The organism is Citreicoccus inhibens (genome assembly GCF_019039035.1).
GTDB lineage: Bacteria > Myxococcota > Myxococcia > Myxococcales > Myxococcaceae > Citreicoccus > Citreicoccus inhibens.
On record NZ_JAHNZT010000019.1, the window covers coordinates 108,952 to 125,560 of the forward strand.

Below are 16,609 nucleotides of genomic sequence, written 5' to 3' on the forward strand. Positions count from 1 at the left end.
GCGGCAGGCGAGGTTGGACGAGGGGCAGCAGGTTCGCTACGACGCGCCCCATGCGCCCCTTCCTCACGGCGACCTGGCGTTCCCTGCTGATGCTCAACTACGAGGTCGCGCCGGAGGTCCTCCGCCCCCTCGTCCCCGTGGGCACCGAGTTGGAGACGTGGAAGGGACAGGCGCTTGCCAGCATGGTGGGCTTCCGCTTCCTCGACACCCGCGTGCGCGGCGTCGCCGTGCCAATGCATCGCGACTTCGACGAGGTCAACCTGCGCTTCTACGTGCGGCGCAAAGGCCCCGAGGGCTGGCGCCGGGGCGTCGTGTTCGTGCGGGAGCTGGTGCCTCGCTGGGCCATCGCCACCGTGGCGCGCGTGCTCTACAACGAGCCGTATCTCTCGGTTCCCATGCGGCACACCGTGGAGATGGAAGCCGCCGAGAGCGGTGCGCCCGGACGGGTCGCGTACGGCTGGCGGTACGCGGGGCGATGGCACCAGCTCTCCGCGAGCACCGAGGGCGCGCCCGTCTCCAGCGCACCTGACTCCGAAGAGGAGTTCATCACCGAGCACTACTGGGGCTACACCGCCCAGCGCGACGGAGGCTGCGCGGAGTACGCGGTCGAGCATCCTCGATGGAAGGTGTGGCGCGCGACGGACTCCACCTTCGACTGCGACGTGCGAGCCCTGTACGGCGAGGCCTTCGTGGAGAGTCTTGGCGGGAAGCCCCGCTCGGCGTTCGTCGCGGATGGATCCGCGGTCGCGGTGTATCCCGGCACGCGCCTCCCACGGAGCTGACACGCCGTCTCGGGCCTCGGACGGGGGCAGACGTCACGGACCGCCCGCGCGCGCCAACCCCGCGAAAGCGCGTGATGGGAGCGGGGCCTCGGCCTTGCTTCGTCGGCGCCCATGCACTTCCAGTTCGAACATCAGGACAGCACCATCCCCTTCGAGCTTCCCGAGGGCACGCATCGGCTCGGTGGAGGTCCCGAGGATCAGGTCCACCTGGAGGGGCTCCCTCCGGCACTGTTGACCTTGAGCATCGAGGAGCAGCGGCTCACCGTCGCGTCCTCGCGCACCTTCACCGTGAACGAGGTGTTCGTGCCACCCGGAGTCGCCCGGCTGGTGCTGCCGGGAGAGGTCCTCGGGCTCACCGAACAGATGTGCGTGCGCGTCCTGGAGCCCGAGGTCCCCGTGGAGCGCGGCGTGGGGACCGTGGCGGTGCTCAAGGAGCTGCTCTTGGGTTCGGAGCACGTCATCTCTCGCGCGGCCACCCTCACCTGCCTCACCGGGCTCGACCTGGGGCGGACCTTCGCGATCGGGGAAGCGCTCACGGACATCGGGCGTGGAGGTGGCGCGAAGGTGCGCTTGCGCGACCGCGCCGTGTCCCGCGTGCACGCGCGCATCCACCATGACGCTGACGGCTTCCACCTGGAGGACCTGGGCACGGCCAACGGCGTCTTCCTCAACGGCAAGGCCCTGCGACAGGCCACGCCCCTGACGGACGGAGACGTCATCGAGTTGGGGCGCTCCCTCCTGCGCTTCCAGGCCCCGGTGGACGAACCGCCCGCGCCCATCGCGGAGGCGCCTGCGCAGCCAGCGCCGCTCCCGCCCGAACCAGAAGCGCCCGCCCCTCCCGAGCCTCCTGCGCCACCCGCTGCGCATCCCGAGCCGAGACGCGACGCGGTGGAAGGCTGGCTCCTCACCCTCGCGGCGACCGCGGCCCTGGTGGGGCTGCTCGTCACCTATGCGCTGCTGGCGGGCTGAGGAGCGCTGGCTAGGCCCCGTGCAGGGGGGACAGCCCCGCCCGCTCGACGAGGAGCCGGGCGAGGTCCTGGTGGTGCCTGAAGAAGCTCGTGAAGTGCACGAAGCCGCCCGTGCCTCGGATGGCGTAGACCGTCACCGGCCCGGGGAGCACATCCAGCTTGCGGATGTCCGCGAACGGGAACCAGCGCGTGCGAACGAGTCCTCGGTACGTGACGCCGCGCGCGTCCACCACGATGAGCGTGCGGCTGTAGTACGTGACGGAGACCGCGAAGAAGAGGACGAAGAACCCCGCCGAGAGGAATGTCTTCAGCGGGACGCCCTCAAACCGGAACAGGTACACCAGCACCGCGACCCACATCAGGCCTGCCGCGCCCATGCTCACCGCGAAGACCCGACGGGGACGGAACACCTGCTTGCCTTCCGCATGCGCGTCGTTGCCGTCCATGCCTGGAAGTTAGTGACGGACACGGGTGGGTTTCAAACGCAGCCCCCCACGGGCTGGCAGGCGGTCAACGCAGACGCTCCGCCTTCTGTCGGGATTCCGCCTGCAACGGAGGGCGCACATCGGCGGCCGTGGACGCCGCGTAGCGCTCGTAGAGACTCCGCGCCTCGGCGTTGCGCCCCATCGCGCGGTAGGACTCAGCCAACCCGTAAAGTGGGGAGGCCGAATCGGGCTCCAACCTCAGTGCGTACTGGTAATCCGCCGCGGCCTCGGGGTAGCGGCGCAGCCCGATGTTCGCGCTGCCTCGCGCCGTATAGGCAACCGCCAGCATCGGCTCGAGTTGCACCGCCTGCGTGAGGCTCTGGAGCGCCCCGGCGAAGTCGCGCTCGCCGATGCGCTGCACGCCCATCTCGTAGGCCTTGCGCGCCTGGACGCGCGTGGGCTCCGCGACCGGCCCCGAGCCCGGAGGCAGCCCCGCCGCCAGGGGCGAGCTGCCCGACTGCGCCTGCTTCACCTTCGCGCGCGCCACGTTGTCCTGCGCGCTCTGCCGGATGGCCGTGTCCGTGGTGAGGCGCGCCGCGGCCTCCCACTGCTCGATGGCCTGCCCGTAGTAGCCGAGCACGGCCAGCGCGTTGCCCAGCTTGAAGCGCGCCTCCACGTGGCCCGCGTCCGCGTGCGAGGCATCCAGGAACGCGAAGGCCGCCTCGCGATAGCGGCGCTCGCGCATCAACACGTCCCCATCCCGGATGCGCGACGCCGCCAGGGTGGAGTTGGACTCGGAGGGCGCGCGCTCAGTGACGGGTGACTGCTGTGCCAGGGCGGACGGCGCCGCCGCGCCCAGCAGCAGCGCCGCGGCCACACTCCAGGCCCTTGCGCGCGAGACAACGACGACCATGGCAGCCCCCACCGTGCGGGTACTCGAGTGCCGTAGCAGAAAGCCGGCGCTGCGTCAGCTCACCTGGCGATCGATGAGGGTGGTGACCCCCATTCCGTAACCGATGCACAAGGTGACGGCGCCGTAGCGCAGATCCCGGCGCTCCAGCTCGCTCAGCAAGGTGGCGACCAGCATGGCGCCCGTGGCCCCCAGTGGGTGCCCCAGCGCGATGGCGCCGCCGTTCACGTTCACTCGGTCCGGGGAGATGCCCAGCTCCTGCGCCACCACGATGGGCACCGGCGCGAAGGCCTCGTTGATCTCCCACAGGTCGATGTCCTTCACCGACAACCCGGCCCGCGCCAGCGCCTTGCGCGTGGAGGGGATGGGCCCCGTCAGCATCAGCACCGGATCCGAGCCCGCCACCGCGGTGGCCACGATGCGCGCCCGACGAGGCAGCCCCCAGGCCCGCGCCGCCTTGTCGCTGGCCACCACCACCGCGGCCGCGCCGTCCACGATGCCCGAGGAGTTGCCGGCGTGGATGACGCCGTTCTCCTTGAACACGGGCCGCAGCCCGGCGAGCGCCTCCATCGTCGTGCCCGGGCGGCAGTGCTCGTCCGTGGCGAAGCCCACGCGCTGACCGTCCGCGCCCGTGACGAAGAAGGGGTCGATCTCCTTCTGGAACCGGCCGTCACGGATGGCCGCGCCCGCCTTCTGCTGGCTGCTCAGCGCGAACTCGTCCACCTGCGCGCGAGACAACTTCCACTGCTCGGCGATGAGCTCCGCGGACACGCCCTGCGGCACCAGGTTGGGGAAGCGCTCCACCAGGGACGGGGCGGCGGGCGAGCCCGGCCCCTCGGCGTCCGAGCCCATGGGCACGCGGTTCATGGACTCCACCCCACCGCCGATGGCCAGCTCCGCCTGCCCCGACATCACCTGCATGGCGGCGAAGTTCACCGCCTGGAGGCCCGAGCCGCAGAATCGGTTCACCGTGGCGCCCGCCACGTCAATGGGCATCCCCGAGGCCAACACCGCGCCGCGCGCGATGTTCAACCCCTGCTCGCCCACCTGGGACACGCAGCCCAACACCACGTCATCGACGCGCTGAGGGTCCACGCCCGTGCGGCGCAGCGCCGCGCTCAACGCGTGCGCGGCCAGGTCCATGGGATGGACCCCGGCCAGCGTCCCCTTCTTCTTGCCGCGCGCGGTGCGCACGGCGTCCACGATGATGGCGGTGTTCGAGTCGGACATGGGGAGGATCGACCCACAGGATTGATTCGAAAGTCAATCCCGTGGGTCTTCGACCCACGTCGCCGCTCAGCTCCGGAAGGGGTTCTGCAGCAGCACCGTCTCGCCCCGGTCGGCGCCCACGGAGACGCACACCACGGGGACGCCGCTGACCTCTTCCACCCGGCGCACGTAGCGCTTGGCGTTCTCGGGCAGTTCGTCGAAGGTGCGCACGCCCGCGAGCTTCTCGTCCCAACCCGGCAGCGTCTCGTACACCGGCTTGACGCGCGCGAGGTCCTCGTAGTCACCGGGCAGCTCGGTCACCTTCTGGCCGTCCAGCTCGTACGCGTTGCAGATCTGCAGCGTCTTGAGGCCGCTGAGCACGTCCAGCTTGGTGAGCGCGAGGCCCCACAGGCCGTTGACGCGCACCGCGTAGCGCAGCACCACGCCGTCCAGCCAACCGCAGCGACGCGGGCGGCCCGTGGTGGCGCCGAACTCGTCGCCCACCTTGCGCAGCCGCTCGCCCGTCTCGTCGTTCAGCTCGGTGGGGAAAGGACCGCCACCGACGCGCGTGGTGTAGGCCTTGCTGATGCCCATGACCTTGTCGATGGCCGTGGGGCCGAGGCCCGAGCCCACCGCGGCGTTGCCCGCCACACAGTTGGAGCTGGTGACGAACGGATAGGTGCCGTGGTCCACGTCGAGCAGCGTGCCCTGCGCGCCCTCGAAGAGGATGCGGGCGCCGCGACGCACCTGCTCGGAGAGGAAGAGGGAGACGTCGTGCACGAAGGGCTTGAGACGCTCGCCCAGCGCGGAGAACTCCGCCTGCACCTGGGGCGCCTCCAGACGGGGCACTTCCACGCCCGCCTTCGCGCACAGCTCCTTCATCTCCTCCAGCGCGGCGGGCAGGCGCTCGTCGATGCGCTTGCGCAGGCGCTCCGGGTTGAGGAGGTCACGCACGCGGATGCCACGGCGAGCGACCTTGTCCTCGTAGGCCGGTCCGATTCCGCGACCCGTGGTGCCAATGGCGCTGCCACCCCGGGCCTTCTCGCGGAAGCTGTCGAGCAGCTTGTGCCACGGGAAGATGACGTGGGCATTGTCCGAGATGAGCATCTGCGTGTCGTCCTTGAGGAAGCCGCGCGCCTTGAGCGCATCGATTTCCCCGACGAGGACGGCCGGGTCCACCACCACCCCGTTGCCAATCACACAGGTCTTGCCCGGGTGAAGGATGCCCGAGGGAATCAGGTGGAGGACCGTCTTCTGTCCGCCCACCACGAGGGTGTGGCCCGCGTTGTTGCCGCCCTGGAAACGGACGACCACCTGCGCGTGCTCCGTGAGCAGGTCAACGACCTTGCCCTTTCCCTCATCTCCCCACTGCGCTCCAACGACGACGACGTTCGGCATGGTGCCCGCCGCTTAGCACGCGCGAGGGGCCGGGTGACAGTGTTCCGCGAAGCCGCAATGAAGGGCTTGGCAGGCCGCTTTGTCACGTCCGGGCCACTTGCCCCGCGCTTCTTCCTTGACCAGTGCCCGGACCGCGTTCGCAAGCCGCCGGGACGCCTCTTGCTCACCCGCTGCCTGGGCCAGGAACTCCGGCTCGGGCCGCGCTTCCCCGAGGAACACCACGCCCGCGCGCACCCGCACACCCTCGCGCACCAGGCCTCGCGCCGCCAACGCCTGAGCCTCGAGCGCGTGCGCACACGCCGCCGCGCCCAAGGGATGCCGCCCGCCTGCCCGCAGCGCCACCACCACGGCCTCCCCCTCGGGGGACTCCCACAAGATGTCCACCTCTCCTTCCAACGCCACCCCGTCCTCCAGGTGCGACACGAAGGACAGGCCGCGGTGCACGCGAGACGCAGGCGAGGCGCCCAGCCGTCGCGCGAAGTCCGTGCACAGGAAGCGCTCGGCCGTGCGCAGCGCTGACTCCATGGCCTCCGAGTCCGGCGCGTGCCCCGCCTCGCGCCAGAGCGCTTCCAGGTGGGCCCGGCGATCCGCCGCGTCCGCGTCCGGACCCGACGTCCGCACGAGGTCCACGTCGCGCAGCAGCCGCGCCACCTGCGCGTCCGGCCCCACCGAGGGAAGCCATGCGTCCTGTTCCACGAGTGGCGCCGCGGCTTGCGGCGACACCTCCCACGGCAGCGGGGAGGCAGCCAGTCCCACGCGATGCACGTGGTGATAGCGACGCGGGCACGTGAGGAAGTCCTGCACGCCCGCCACCGAGGCCACCGCGTCGCCCGCCTCCGCGAGGCCTTCATCGAGTCCCGTCACGCGCAGCAGCGCGGCCTCCACCCGGGCCTCTGCGCGCGCCACGTCCTCGGGACCAGGAGGCTCGGGCTCGCGAGGCGGAGGCAACGCCTCCACGTCCACGTCGTCCACGAGCTCGCGCACCTCGGCGTCGTCCGCCACGCGCGCATCCACCATGTGCCACCACGAGTCCTTGCCCGCGCGCGGCTCCTCTCCTCCGGACAACACCAGCAGGTCCTTCGCACGGGTGAGCGCCACGTAGAGAAGGCGGCGGTACTCGGCATCCTCGCGGGCCTTCAGCTCCTGGCGCACGGCCTCGAAGCGCTCGGAAGTGAACGTCTCCAGCGAGTCCGGAACCCAGGGGCGCAAGGCGAGCCCGTGTGAGCGCTCGAAGTGGGCCCGCGCCGTGGTGGTGCGCCGCCGGCCGCCCAGCGCGGGCACGACGACGATGGGCCACTCCAAGCCCTTGGCGCGGTGGATGGTGAGCAACTGCACCGCGCGCGGGTCATCCGCGTCGAGCAGATCCGCCTGCGCCTCCGTGGGGTCGGAGTCAGCCAGCATGCGCAGCTCGCGCGCGAAGCCCACGCAGCCGCCCGTGCCTCGCTCGTCTCTTCTGGCGGCCATCGCGAGCAGCTTGTCCACGTTGGCGCTGGCCTGCTCCGCGTAGGGCGAGCCCGCCAGCGCCTCGCGATACCCCGTCTCTTCCAGCGCGACGTGCAGCAGCGCGCGAACCCCCAGGCGATCCCGCTCGCGGCGCAGGGCGGGCAGCACCTCCAGGAACCGCTCCAGGCGGACCTGTTCGCGCGCGGGCAGCCGAGCGCGCACCTCGGCGTCTCGAAGACCCGCCGACGCGAGCGACAGCGGCGCATCCCCCGCGAGGCGGAAGAGCGAGGCATCCGACAGGCCCACCAGCGGCGAGCGCAGCACCGCGGCGAAGGCCAGGGAGTCCTCCGAGTCCGCCAGCAGCGCCAGCAGCGACGCGAGGTCGAGCACCTCCTGCGCCCCGTAGAAGCCGCGGCCCCGCAGCACGCGGTGCGGGACGCCGTGGAGGATGAGCGCCTGGCGATAGACCTCCAGGTGCGTGAACGTCCGGAAGAGCACCGCCACGTCACCACCGCGCGCGGGCCGTGGGCCTTCTCCATCCTCGCGCGCCACCGTCGCGGGTGCCCCGGGCGCGAGCAGCAAGCGGAGCCGTCGCGCCATCGCGTCCGCATCCGCTTCGCGGACATCCAGCGAGGTCGCGGCCTCGGGGAGCATCAACCGCTCCACCACGGGCCCATCGTGCAGCGCGGGGCGGACGGGGGACAGGTCGTCCTGCGCGGGGACGTACGTCACCTCGTAGGGACGGGGTGGTTCGTGACGCGAGACGAGCACGCCCGCGAACGCGCGGTTGAAGAATGACAGGAGGCCCGGCACCGAGCGGCGGTTGTGCTGGAGGAAGTCTTGCGCGCCTCCCTCCGCGACAATCTTCTTCGCCAGCACCGTGAAGACAGACACGTCCGCGCCGCGGAACTCGTAGATGGACTGCTTGCGGTCACCCACCGCGCAGAGGAACGCGGGCTCCAGCGGCAGCGACGCCACCAGGTCCGCATCGGGCGCCAGTTCGCGCGGCCCTCCTTCGCGCTGCTCCGCGAGCAGCAACACCAGCTCCAACTGCAAGCGATTGGTGTCCTGGAACTCGTCCACCAGCAGCGCGCCCAGCCGCTCCTGGACCTGCTGACGAAACTCCGGGAAGTCTCTCAGCAGGTCGCGCGCCTTCACGAGCAGGGACGTGAAGTCGAAGACGTTGCGCCGCGCCATCTCCGCGTCGTGGCGCGTCTCCAGCCGGCCGAGCAGCTCGCGGAACGTGGCCTCAAACGGCGCCGAGCGCCACGCCGCGTAAGCATCCTCCAGGCGCCGCACGGAGCCGTCGCTCTTGCCCTTCACCTTCCAGAGCAACTCCTTCACCAGCGCACCCGCGCCCTTGCGCAGGTGCGCGAGGTTGCGCGGCTCGGACAGCAGCACCGAGCGCAGCAGCGGGAAGTGGCTCGGCTCCAGGAAGGTCTCGGGCGTCATTCCCTCCAGCGCGCGCTCGCACGCGGCCAGCAGCTGGCTCCACTCGCCCTTCGCGTCTTGCGCGCGCGCCTCGCCGCACAGCCTGCGGCCATCCTGGATGAGGACCTCCAGCTGGGCACGGCCCTCGGCCGCGTCACCCACTCGCGCGGCGGCGGCGCGCAGGCCCTCTTCTCGCAGCGTCGCATACACGGAGATGAGCGCGGCGACGAGCCCATCCGAGAAGCCCGAGCCCGAGAAGCCCAGCTCCGAGCACAGCTCGCGCACCTTCGGGTCCTGCTCCTCCAGCGCGTCGAGCACCACGCGCTCCGCCACGTCCTGCACCAACCCCGAGGCCTCGAGCGGATCCAACACCTCGAAGGCCGGGTCGATGCCCACCGCGGGAGGCGCGCGCCTGAGCATCTGTCCGCAGAGCGAGTGGAACGTGCCCACCGTGGCCGCGCTCAACTCCTCGCGCACCTGTCGCCACGCCTCCGCCGACGGGAACGGACGTCCCAGCCGCTCCAGCGACGCGCGCAGCACGGGCTCGGATCCTGCGGGGGCATCTCCCTGCGCCAGGGCATCCAGACGCTCGCGCACGCGGCGACGCATCTCCGCCGCGGCCTTGTCCGTGAACGTGAGCATGCACAGCCGCGCGGGCCGCAGCGCCTCGCCGACCGTGCGCGCGCCCGAGAACAGGTGCAGCGTCATGGTGACGAGGCTGTAGGTCTTTCCAGCACCGGCGCCCGCCAGCAGCGCGAGGTTGCGCTCCAGCGCGAGGGGCGAGGGCGTGTCGCTCATCCGCTCCCCTCCTCGGTCACGCGACGTTCAGTGATGCGGCACACCGCGCGGAAGCCACACGCGCCGCAGTCATTGGGTCGCGCGGGGAACTCGCCCGCCCTGAGCGTGTTCACCAATCCCTCCACCGCGTTGGGCAGGTTGAGCCCTCCCGAGCCCTTCACGCGCTCGCGCACGGCGGGGTCCTTCGACAGCAAGTCCTCCAACTCCTCGGCAGGAAGCACCTCGGTGAGGTGGATGCTGGCGCCCGTGCGCAACGAGAACCACGCCGCGTCGCGCGCCCGCGCGTGGCCGCTCTCACGCGCCGCATAGAGATAGAGCGGGAGCTGGAAGTCGGAGCGCAGCAGGTTCTCTTTCAACGTGCGCTTGTCCAAGCGACCCGACTTGTAGTCGATGACGCCCACCTCCGCGCCGCGCACATCGAGGCGGTCAATCTTGCCTTCGAACACGATGGCGTCATCCGCGATGGGCAGCAGCACCTTGCTCCAACGCTCGTCATCCGCCGAAGGTCCGAACTCGAGCTCGAAGCCCTCGGGCGACAGCGTCTCGAAGGGCAGCCCTCGGCGGTCATCCGTGAGGATGCGCCGAGCCATCGCGCGCGCCCGCTCTCGGGCCAGCTTCCACAGCTCCGGATGCCCGACGTGGTGGAACTTCTCGAAGTGCGTCACCGCCGACGCGAGCGCCGCGTCCAGCACCGCGTCGGGGATCTCCTCCGGCGGTTTGCCCAGCAGGTCCTGCTGCTTCAGCGCCTTGAACACCTCTTCCACCACGCGGTGCCAGAACGTGCCGCGCCCGCGCGCGTCGAACTCCTCGCCCGGGGCGTCGGGCTCGGTCACCTTGAGCCCGTACGTGAGGAAGCCCTGGAAGCTGCAGTTGCCGAAGCGCGCGAGCGCCGACGCGGACAGTGGCCGCTCCAGCCCGAAGTGGAATGTCTCCCGCAGCTTCGCTCCCAGCTCGGGCGCCTGGACGCCGCCGGTGAACTCACCGGGCGCGGCGTCTCGATCTCCGAAGAAGCGCAGACGCGCGGCCTCCATGTGCGCCAGCTCGCGCGCGCTGCGGTACCAGCCCTCGGACTCGAAGCGATGGCGCAGCAGCGGGCCCGCGGGATCCGGCTCCGTGACGCGCAGCTTGGGCCAGGCCACCGCCTCCAGCGCCACGCACCGCCGCAGCTCCGTCGCGGTGAGCACCTCGTCCAGCGGCGCGATGGGCGGCTGCGAACGCGGTGCCCACTTGAGCCCCGTCAGTCGCCGCACTTCCTCCAGGAACGCGGAGGGCACCTGCTCCTGACCGCCGGCGGCCTCCACCGCGTAGGACAGGCTCAGCCCGTCCGACGCCGCCGAGAGCGCGCTGGCGAACAACAACCGGTCCTCCGCGAGACGCCACGCCGCGCGGTCCTCGAACTCGCCCCCCGTGAGGCGAAACACGTCGCGGCCCAGGTGCTGATTGAGCGCGATGCGCTCCGCGTCCGCGAGCAGTGGCGAGGCCGGCTCGCGCCCGGGGAAGCGGCCCTCCGTGAGGCCCGCCAGGAACAGGTGCCGGAACGTGCGCCCTGGAACCTCGCGCGCGTCCAGCACCTCCACCGCGCCCGTCGTCGGGCCTCGCGCGGGCAGGTGCAGGTCCGCGAGCGAATCCGTCAGCCATCGCCCGAAGGTGCGCCGCCGCAACTTCGGACCGCCGCCCACCGAACGCAGCGAGCGCCGCAGCTCGTCCACGCTGTGGCGCAGGCCACGCCGTGCCGCCTCATCCCGGGCCCGTGCATCCACCGAGCGCGCGCCCAGCTCGCCCTCCTCGCGGGGCGCCAGCGGCCCCTCCGAGTCGAGCAACCCCAACCGCTCCACCGCCAACCACCACGCGTTCAGCAGGTCCTCGGCGCTGCCCTCCTCGGGGATGCGACGGCACTGCTGGAATAGCAGCAGACATCGCTCGCGCAGCAGCTGCACCGCGTGCACGCGGACGCTGTCCTCCTTGCGGCGCGCCCCGGACAGCGCGAGCAACCTCCTCGCGAGCCCCTCCAAACGCACGTCATACGCGCCCCGTCCACGCACCGCGCCGAGGCGGTCATCTCGCACGGCGGCCAGGGCGAAGAGCGAGGCTGGAGCCTCGGGGCCTCCGCGCGACAGCGTGGGGGCGTAGCGGCTGCTCACATACTCCGCGACGCGCTCGGCGGGGAAGCGGTCCTCCACCAACTGCGGCAAGCCCAGCGCCAGGCGCACCGGACCCGCGAGCGCGAGCCGCTCGCCCCATGGCAAGCGCACCGGCACGCCCAGCTCGCCCAACGCCTCCGCGAGCCAGCCCGCCTCCGGCCCCAGCTCGCGATACGCCACCGCGATGTCTCCAGGCGCGATGCCATCGGCCACCAGGCGCCGGACATCCCGCGCGAGCAGTCGGGCCTCGTCCCTCGCGGTGGCGGCGCTCCACAACCTTGGCGCGGGCTCGGCGCCCTTCAGCACGTCCCGCGGCGCTCGCGGCGAGAACAGCTGCCGTCCCAAGTCGGTGAAGGGCCGGCCCTCGAACGTGACATCCGCCTTGAAGAGGTCCACGTGGGGCATGGACTCGCCCCGGCTCTCGAAGGCTCGGAAGAGCGCGGCGAGCGCGGCGTCCGCGACGGGCGAGCCTCCCACCGGCGTCTCCACGCGCAGCGCCACGCGTCGCGCCTCACACGCGGCGGCCAGCCCCAGCAGCAGCTCCAGGCCCGAGGGGCGCACATCATAGACGCCATGCAGGACGACCGTGCTCACGTCCTCCCAGGCCGCGGGCCAGGCGCCTCGGTCCAGCGCCTCGCGCGCGCCCCGCACGACGTCCTCGCGGTCCGCCAGTCCCAGCACCGCGAGGCGCTGCTCATAGAGAAAGAACAGCCGCGCCAGCACCCGCACGCGCGGACGCCGCTCCGGCGGCAGGGCCTCGGCCGCGTCTTGCAACTCGCGCGGCGACAGGCGCCCCGCCTTCAGGTCCAGCAAGGCATCCAAGGCCGCGCGCGCGAAGCCGGGCTCGCGCACGAAGTCGCCATACGGCGTGGCGCCGAGGCTCGGCCCCAGCGTGGCCACCACCGTCCGCGCCGTCAGGGCCGAGCACGGCCGGCGATTCAGCTCCCGCGCCCCACCCAACGCCTGCACGAACGCATCCCAGGTGAGCTGGTGCGTCCCCACGCGGACGCCCCGGCCCGGGCGTTCGGCGCGCAGCGCGGCCTGACGCCGGCCAGCGTCGGGGAACACATGAAGCGTGCGGCCAGGGGCGGACATGCGGGGGGCGGAGTGTAGAACGGGGGCGCGGCGGGGTTGCATGCTCGATTCGACGACCGCTCGCCACTGTGCTCTGTCGGCGGCCCGCCCACCCTCCCCCCGTGGAGGGAGGCGGCCACGAGATTCCAGGATTCCTGGGCAGCTCCCCGGCCTGGACGCCAACCATGCCTATGCTCGCGACCGTGCGGCCCGCCCCTCGCTCTCTTGCCCTCGTAGCCCTGCTGCTTCTGCTGCCCGGAGCCCCCGTCCGCGCCGAGTCCGGTGAGGCCCCCACGCCGCCCTACGCCCTGCGCTTCGACTGGACGCGGGATGGCTTGCTCACGGGCATCCCCGCCGTGCTCTGGATTACGAGCGAGACGCTGTTCAAGGACGACCTGGCCCCCGCCCACTGTCGCTGGTGCGACCGGGCCTCGGACGGCCGTGACACCCTCAACCGCTTGGACCGCTGGGGACGCGGACTCGCCGGCGACACGCCGGACGCGCGGCGGCGCGCGGACACGTGGAGCAACGCCGTGGGCTTCGCGGGCGTGCCGCTCGCGATGTTCGGCCTGAAGTACGCGGTGGGAGCCAGCGGGCCGGACTCCGGCGCGCGCTTCGCGCAGGACGCGACCATCATGCTGGAGAGCGCGATGCTCGGCTCCGTGTTCAACCAAGCGGTGAAGTTCGCCGCGGGACGCGAGCGGCCCTTCGTGCACGTCCTGCCCGACGCGGACAAGCGCCTCACCGCGCACCCCAACGACAACAACCTGTCTTTCTACAGCGGACACACACAGCTCGCGTTCTCGCTGGTGGTCTCCGCTGGCACGGTGGCCGCGCTGCGCGGCGACGCACATCAAGCCTGGCTGTGGGGCATTGGCCTGCCCCTGGCCACGTCCGTGGGATTGCTCCGGATGGCCGCGGACAAGCACTACCTCACCGATGTCGTCACGGGCGCGGTTCTCGGCTCGGCGTTCGGCGCCGCGGTGCCCCTGCTGTTGCATGGCCGGACGGACGACACGACGCCTTCCACCCCCCCACGGCTGAGCCTGTCCGTCGGCCCGCGCGATGTGGGCCTGTCCGGGAGCTTCTGATGCCCACCGGGTGATACAGACCCCGCCCGTGGCCGGCGGCGCTCCCCGTCGACGCGATGGTATGCATACCGGAATTCCCCGGGTAGAGCGCGGACCCGTTGAACCAATTCCCCTCCGGAATTCCAGCCTGCCGCGTCAGGAGCCACATCATGCCGTCTTCCTCCCGTCGTCATCGCCGGAGCCCCTGGCTCGCGCGCTGGCCCGCGCTCATGGTCTCGGGGCTCGCCTCCGCGTGGATGTCTTGCGCCCCCACCGAGCCGCCCCAGCCCGAGCCCTCCACTCCGGAACGCACCTCGCAGGAGCTGGTCACCTGGACACTGGGCGCTCGCTACAACGCGGACCAGACCAAGATTGACTTTCGCGTGTACTCGCTGAACGCCACGGACATCGAGCTGTGGCTCTACGCCGCGCCGCAGGGGGCCGCCGAGGTCGTGAAGTATTCCATGACGCCCAACGCCACCACCCATGTGTGGAGTCTGAGCGTCGACGTCAGCGCCGTGAAGGCGGCGGGAATCACCGGCACCGTCTACTACGGCTTCCGCGCCTGGGGGCCCAACTGGCCGCACGTCGCGGGTTGGTCCAAGACGAACCGCACCGCGGGCTTCGTCTCGGATGTGGACAGCAATGGCAACCGCTTCAATCCCAACAAGCTGCTGTGGGACCCCTATGCGCTGGAGCTGAGCCACGACCCGGTGAATCCGCTCAACGCGGACGCGACGGTGTTCGCCTCCGGCCCGACGCACCGCTACAAGGACAGCGGCACCGTGGCGCCCAAGGGCATCGTGCTGTTGCCAGACACCACGTCCATCGGCACCAGGCCCACGCGCGCGTTCAAGGACGACGTCATCTATGAAGTCCACCTGCGCGGCCTGACGAAGCAGGACACGGCCTCCGGCCTGGATGCCAATTGCCTGGGCACGTACAAGACCGCGGGCCAGAAAGCGCTGGCGCTGTCTCAACTGGGCGTCACCGCGGTGGAATTCCTGCCGCTCCAGGAGACGGACAACGACAACAACGACACGGCCCCGACCACCACGGCGGGAGACAACTACTGGGGCTACATGACCCTGAACTACTTCGCGCCGGACCGCCGCTACGCGTGTGACAAGAGCGCGGGCGGCCCCACGCGAGAGTTCAAGGCCATGGTGAGCGCGTTCCACGCCGTGGGCATCAAGGTGCTGGTGGACGTTGTCTACAACCACACTGGCGAGGGCGGCGCGTGGACGAGCGGGGATTCGAGCACGTTCAACCTGATGTCGTTCCGCGGCCTGGACAACCCCACGTATTACAGCCTCACCACGGACAAGCAGTTGAGCTGGGACAACACCGGCGTGGGCGGCAATTACAACACGTTCAACACGGTGGCGCAGGACGTCATCATCCACTCGCTCGCGTACTGGAAGGACACGCTCGGCGTGGATGGCTTCCGGTTCGACCTCGCCTCGGTGCTGGGCAACACCTGTGAGCACGGCTGCTTCAACTACAACCGGGACAACTCGGGCACGGCGCTCAATCACATCATCACCGCGCTCGCGCCTCGACCGGACACGGGCGGCGCCGGCACGGACTTCATCGCCGAGCCCTGGGCCATCGGCGGCAATTCCTATCAAGTGGGCAACTTCCCCGTGGGCTGGAAGGAGTGGAATGGCATGTTCCGCGATGCCTTCCGCGAGGACCAGAACCAGCTCGGCGTGGTCTCCGTGACGACGGGCACGCTGGCCTCCCGCTTCACGGGCTCGTCGGACCTGTTCGGGGATGACGGCCGCAAGCCGCTGAACTCGGTGAACTTCATGGTGGCCCACGACGGCTTCACCTTGAAGGACCTCTATTCCTGCAACAGCAAGAACAACTCCCAGCCATGGCCCTACGGCCCCTCCGACGGAGGCGAGGACACCAACCACAGCTGGGACCAGGGCGGCACCGCGTCCCTCCAGCGCCAGGCGGCGCGCAATGGCCTGGCGTTCCTGATGCTCAGCGCGGGCGTGCCCATGCTGACCGGCGGTGACGAGTTCCTCCGCTCGGTCAACTGCAATAACAACGCATACAACCTGGACTCGTCCGGCAACTGGCTGAACTACACCTGGAACACCGACCAGACCAACTTCCGCCTCTACACCAAGAACCTCATCGCGTTCCGCAACGCGCACCCCTCGCTGCGCCCGGCGGGCTTCTACAGCGCCACGGACGGCAACCCCACCGTCAACGTGATGGAGCAGCACCGTTGGTTCAAGCCGGACGGCACCGTCCCCAACTCCACCTACTTCGACGACCCGTCGAACCACGCGATCGCCTTCCGCGTCGACGCCACCGAGTTCACCGGCGAGACGGTGAAGGCCATCTACGTGGCCTACAACGGCTGGTCCGGCAACGTGACGTTCACCCTGCCCTGGCCCGGCACCGGCAACAGCTGGTACCGCGTCACCGACACCTGCCCGTGGAACGAGGGCGCCAACCAGGTCCATCTCACGCCCACCAGCACAGACAAGATTGGCGGCGAGAACACGACGTATGACGTGTGCGGCCGAGGCCTCATCGTCCTCGTGGCCCAGGCTTCATGATGTGACGTCCCTCTCGGGGCCCGGGTTCTCACGCCCCAGGGCCCTGGGAGCCCACCGCGCCTCGGCTCACTCGGGCTCGTTGATTTCCCGTGGGTATCAGGTGACACACCACGCGAAACATCTAGACATCCGTCAACACCTCTCTTGACGTTGATGTCTTGAGTCGACACCCTGCCCTCGACTCAAGCCTTCCCCGGACTGCAAGAATACCAAGTCAAGACCGACCCTCCCTCGGAGGGCCGGAGAGGCGAGAGCCATGCCCCCACAAGGAGCCCCATGAACCCAACGCGTCTGCTTGGACTCACGTGTCTCACCGCGTCGCTGCTGTCGGGATGCTCGAATGAAACGCCAGCGGCAGGCTCGCCGTCGGCTCGCGATACA

10 protein-coding genes are annotated in these 16,609 nt (G+C 70.6%); 4 read left to right on the forward strand and 6 right to left on the reverse strand.

Annotated elements, in window-relative coordinates:
- The first annotated feature begins 50 nt into the window (after positions 1 to 50).
- Entirely contained in the window at positions 51 to 782 is a 732-nt protein-coding gene (locus tag KRR26_RS21975; protein WP_120201115.1) for a YqjF family protein, read from the forward strand.
- Positions 783 to 893: 111 nt separating this feature from the next.
- Complete coding sequence (locus KRR26_RS21980) at positions 894 to 1,751, forward strand: FHA domain-containing protein (RefSeq protein ID WP_120201118.1); 858 nt, start codon at positions 894 to 896, stop codon at positions 1,749 to 1,751.
- Between the two features lie 10 nt (positions 1,752 to 1,761).
- On the opposite strand, the gene KRR26_RS21985 is transcribed toward KRR26_RS21980, so the two are convergent.
- The 6 genes from KRR26_RS21985 to KRR26_RS22010 all read right to left on the reverse strand — a co-directional run bounded on the left by KRR26_RS21985 (position 1,762) and on the right by KRR26_RS22010 (position 12,600).
- Complete coding sequence (locus tag KRR26_RS21985; protein WP_120201120.1) at positions 1,762 to 2,196, reverse strand: PH domain-containing protein; 435 nt, start codon at positions 2,194 to 2,196, stop codon at positions 1,762 to 1,764.
- 64 nt (positions 2,197 to 2,260) lie between these two features.
- Complete coding sequence (locus KRR26_RS21990; RefSeq protein WP_236068961.1) at positions 2,261 to 3,088, reverse strand: tetratricopeptide repeat protein; 828 nt, start codon at positions 3,086 to 3,088, stop codon at positions 2,261 to 2,263.
- 54 nt (positions 3,089 to 3,142) lie between these two features.
- Complete coding sequence (locus KRR26_RS21995; RefSeq protein ID WP_120201122.1) at positions 3,143 to 4,315, reverse strand: thiolase family protein; 1,173 nt, start codon at positions 4,313 to 4,315, stop codon at positions 3,143 to 3,145.
- A 66-nt stretch (positions 4,316 to 4,381) separates the two neighbouring features.
- Positions 4,382 to 5,692 carry an adenylosuccinate synthase gene (locus KRR26_RS22000; RefSeq protein WP_120201124.1) on the reverse strand — a complete coding sequence of 437 codons (1,311 nt, stop codon included), beginning with the start codon at positions 5,690 to 5,692 and terminating at the stop codon, positions 4,382 to 4,384.
- 12 nt (positions 5,693 to 5,704) lie between these two features.
- On the reverse strand, positions 5,705 to 9,364 hold the full coding sequence (locus KRR26_RS22005; RefSeq protein ID WP_217080722.1) for a UvrD-helicase domain-containing protein: 3,660 nt from the start codon (positions 9,362 to 9,364) through the stop codon (positions 5,705 to 5,707).
- Positions 9,361 to 12,600 (reverse strand): PD-(D/E)XK nuclease family protein, encoded by a 3,240-nt coding sequence (locus KRR26_RS22010; protein WP_217080723.1) that lies wholly within the window; start codon positions 12,598 to 12,600, stop codon positions 9,361 to 9,363. The genes KRR26_RS22005 and KRR26_RS22010 overlap by 4 nt, the downstream gene beginning before the upstream one ends.
- Before the next feature lie 164 nt (positions 12,601 to 12,764).
- Between KRR26_RS22010 and KRR26_RS22015 the strand changes: the two genes are divergently transcribed.
- Both KRR26_RS22015 and KRR26_RS22020 read left to right on the forward strand, forming a co-directional pair.
- Positions 12,765 to 13,670 carry a phosphatase PAP2 family protein gene (locus tag KRR26_RS22015; protein WP_233576503.1) on the forward strand — a complete coding sequence of 302 codons (906 nt, stop codon included), beginning with the start codon at positions 12,765 to 12,767 and terminating at the stop codon, positions 13,668 to 13,670.
- 149 nt (positions 13,671 to 13,819) lie between these two features.
- Positions 13,820 to 16,228, forward strand: coding sequence for an isoamylase (locus KRR26_RS22020; protein WP_217080724.1), 2,409 nt, complete (start codon positions 13,820 to 13,822; stop codon positions 16,226 to 16,228).
- The last annotated feature ends 381 nt before the right edge of the window (positions 16,229 to 16,609 follow it).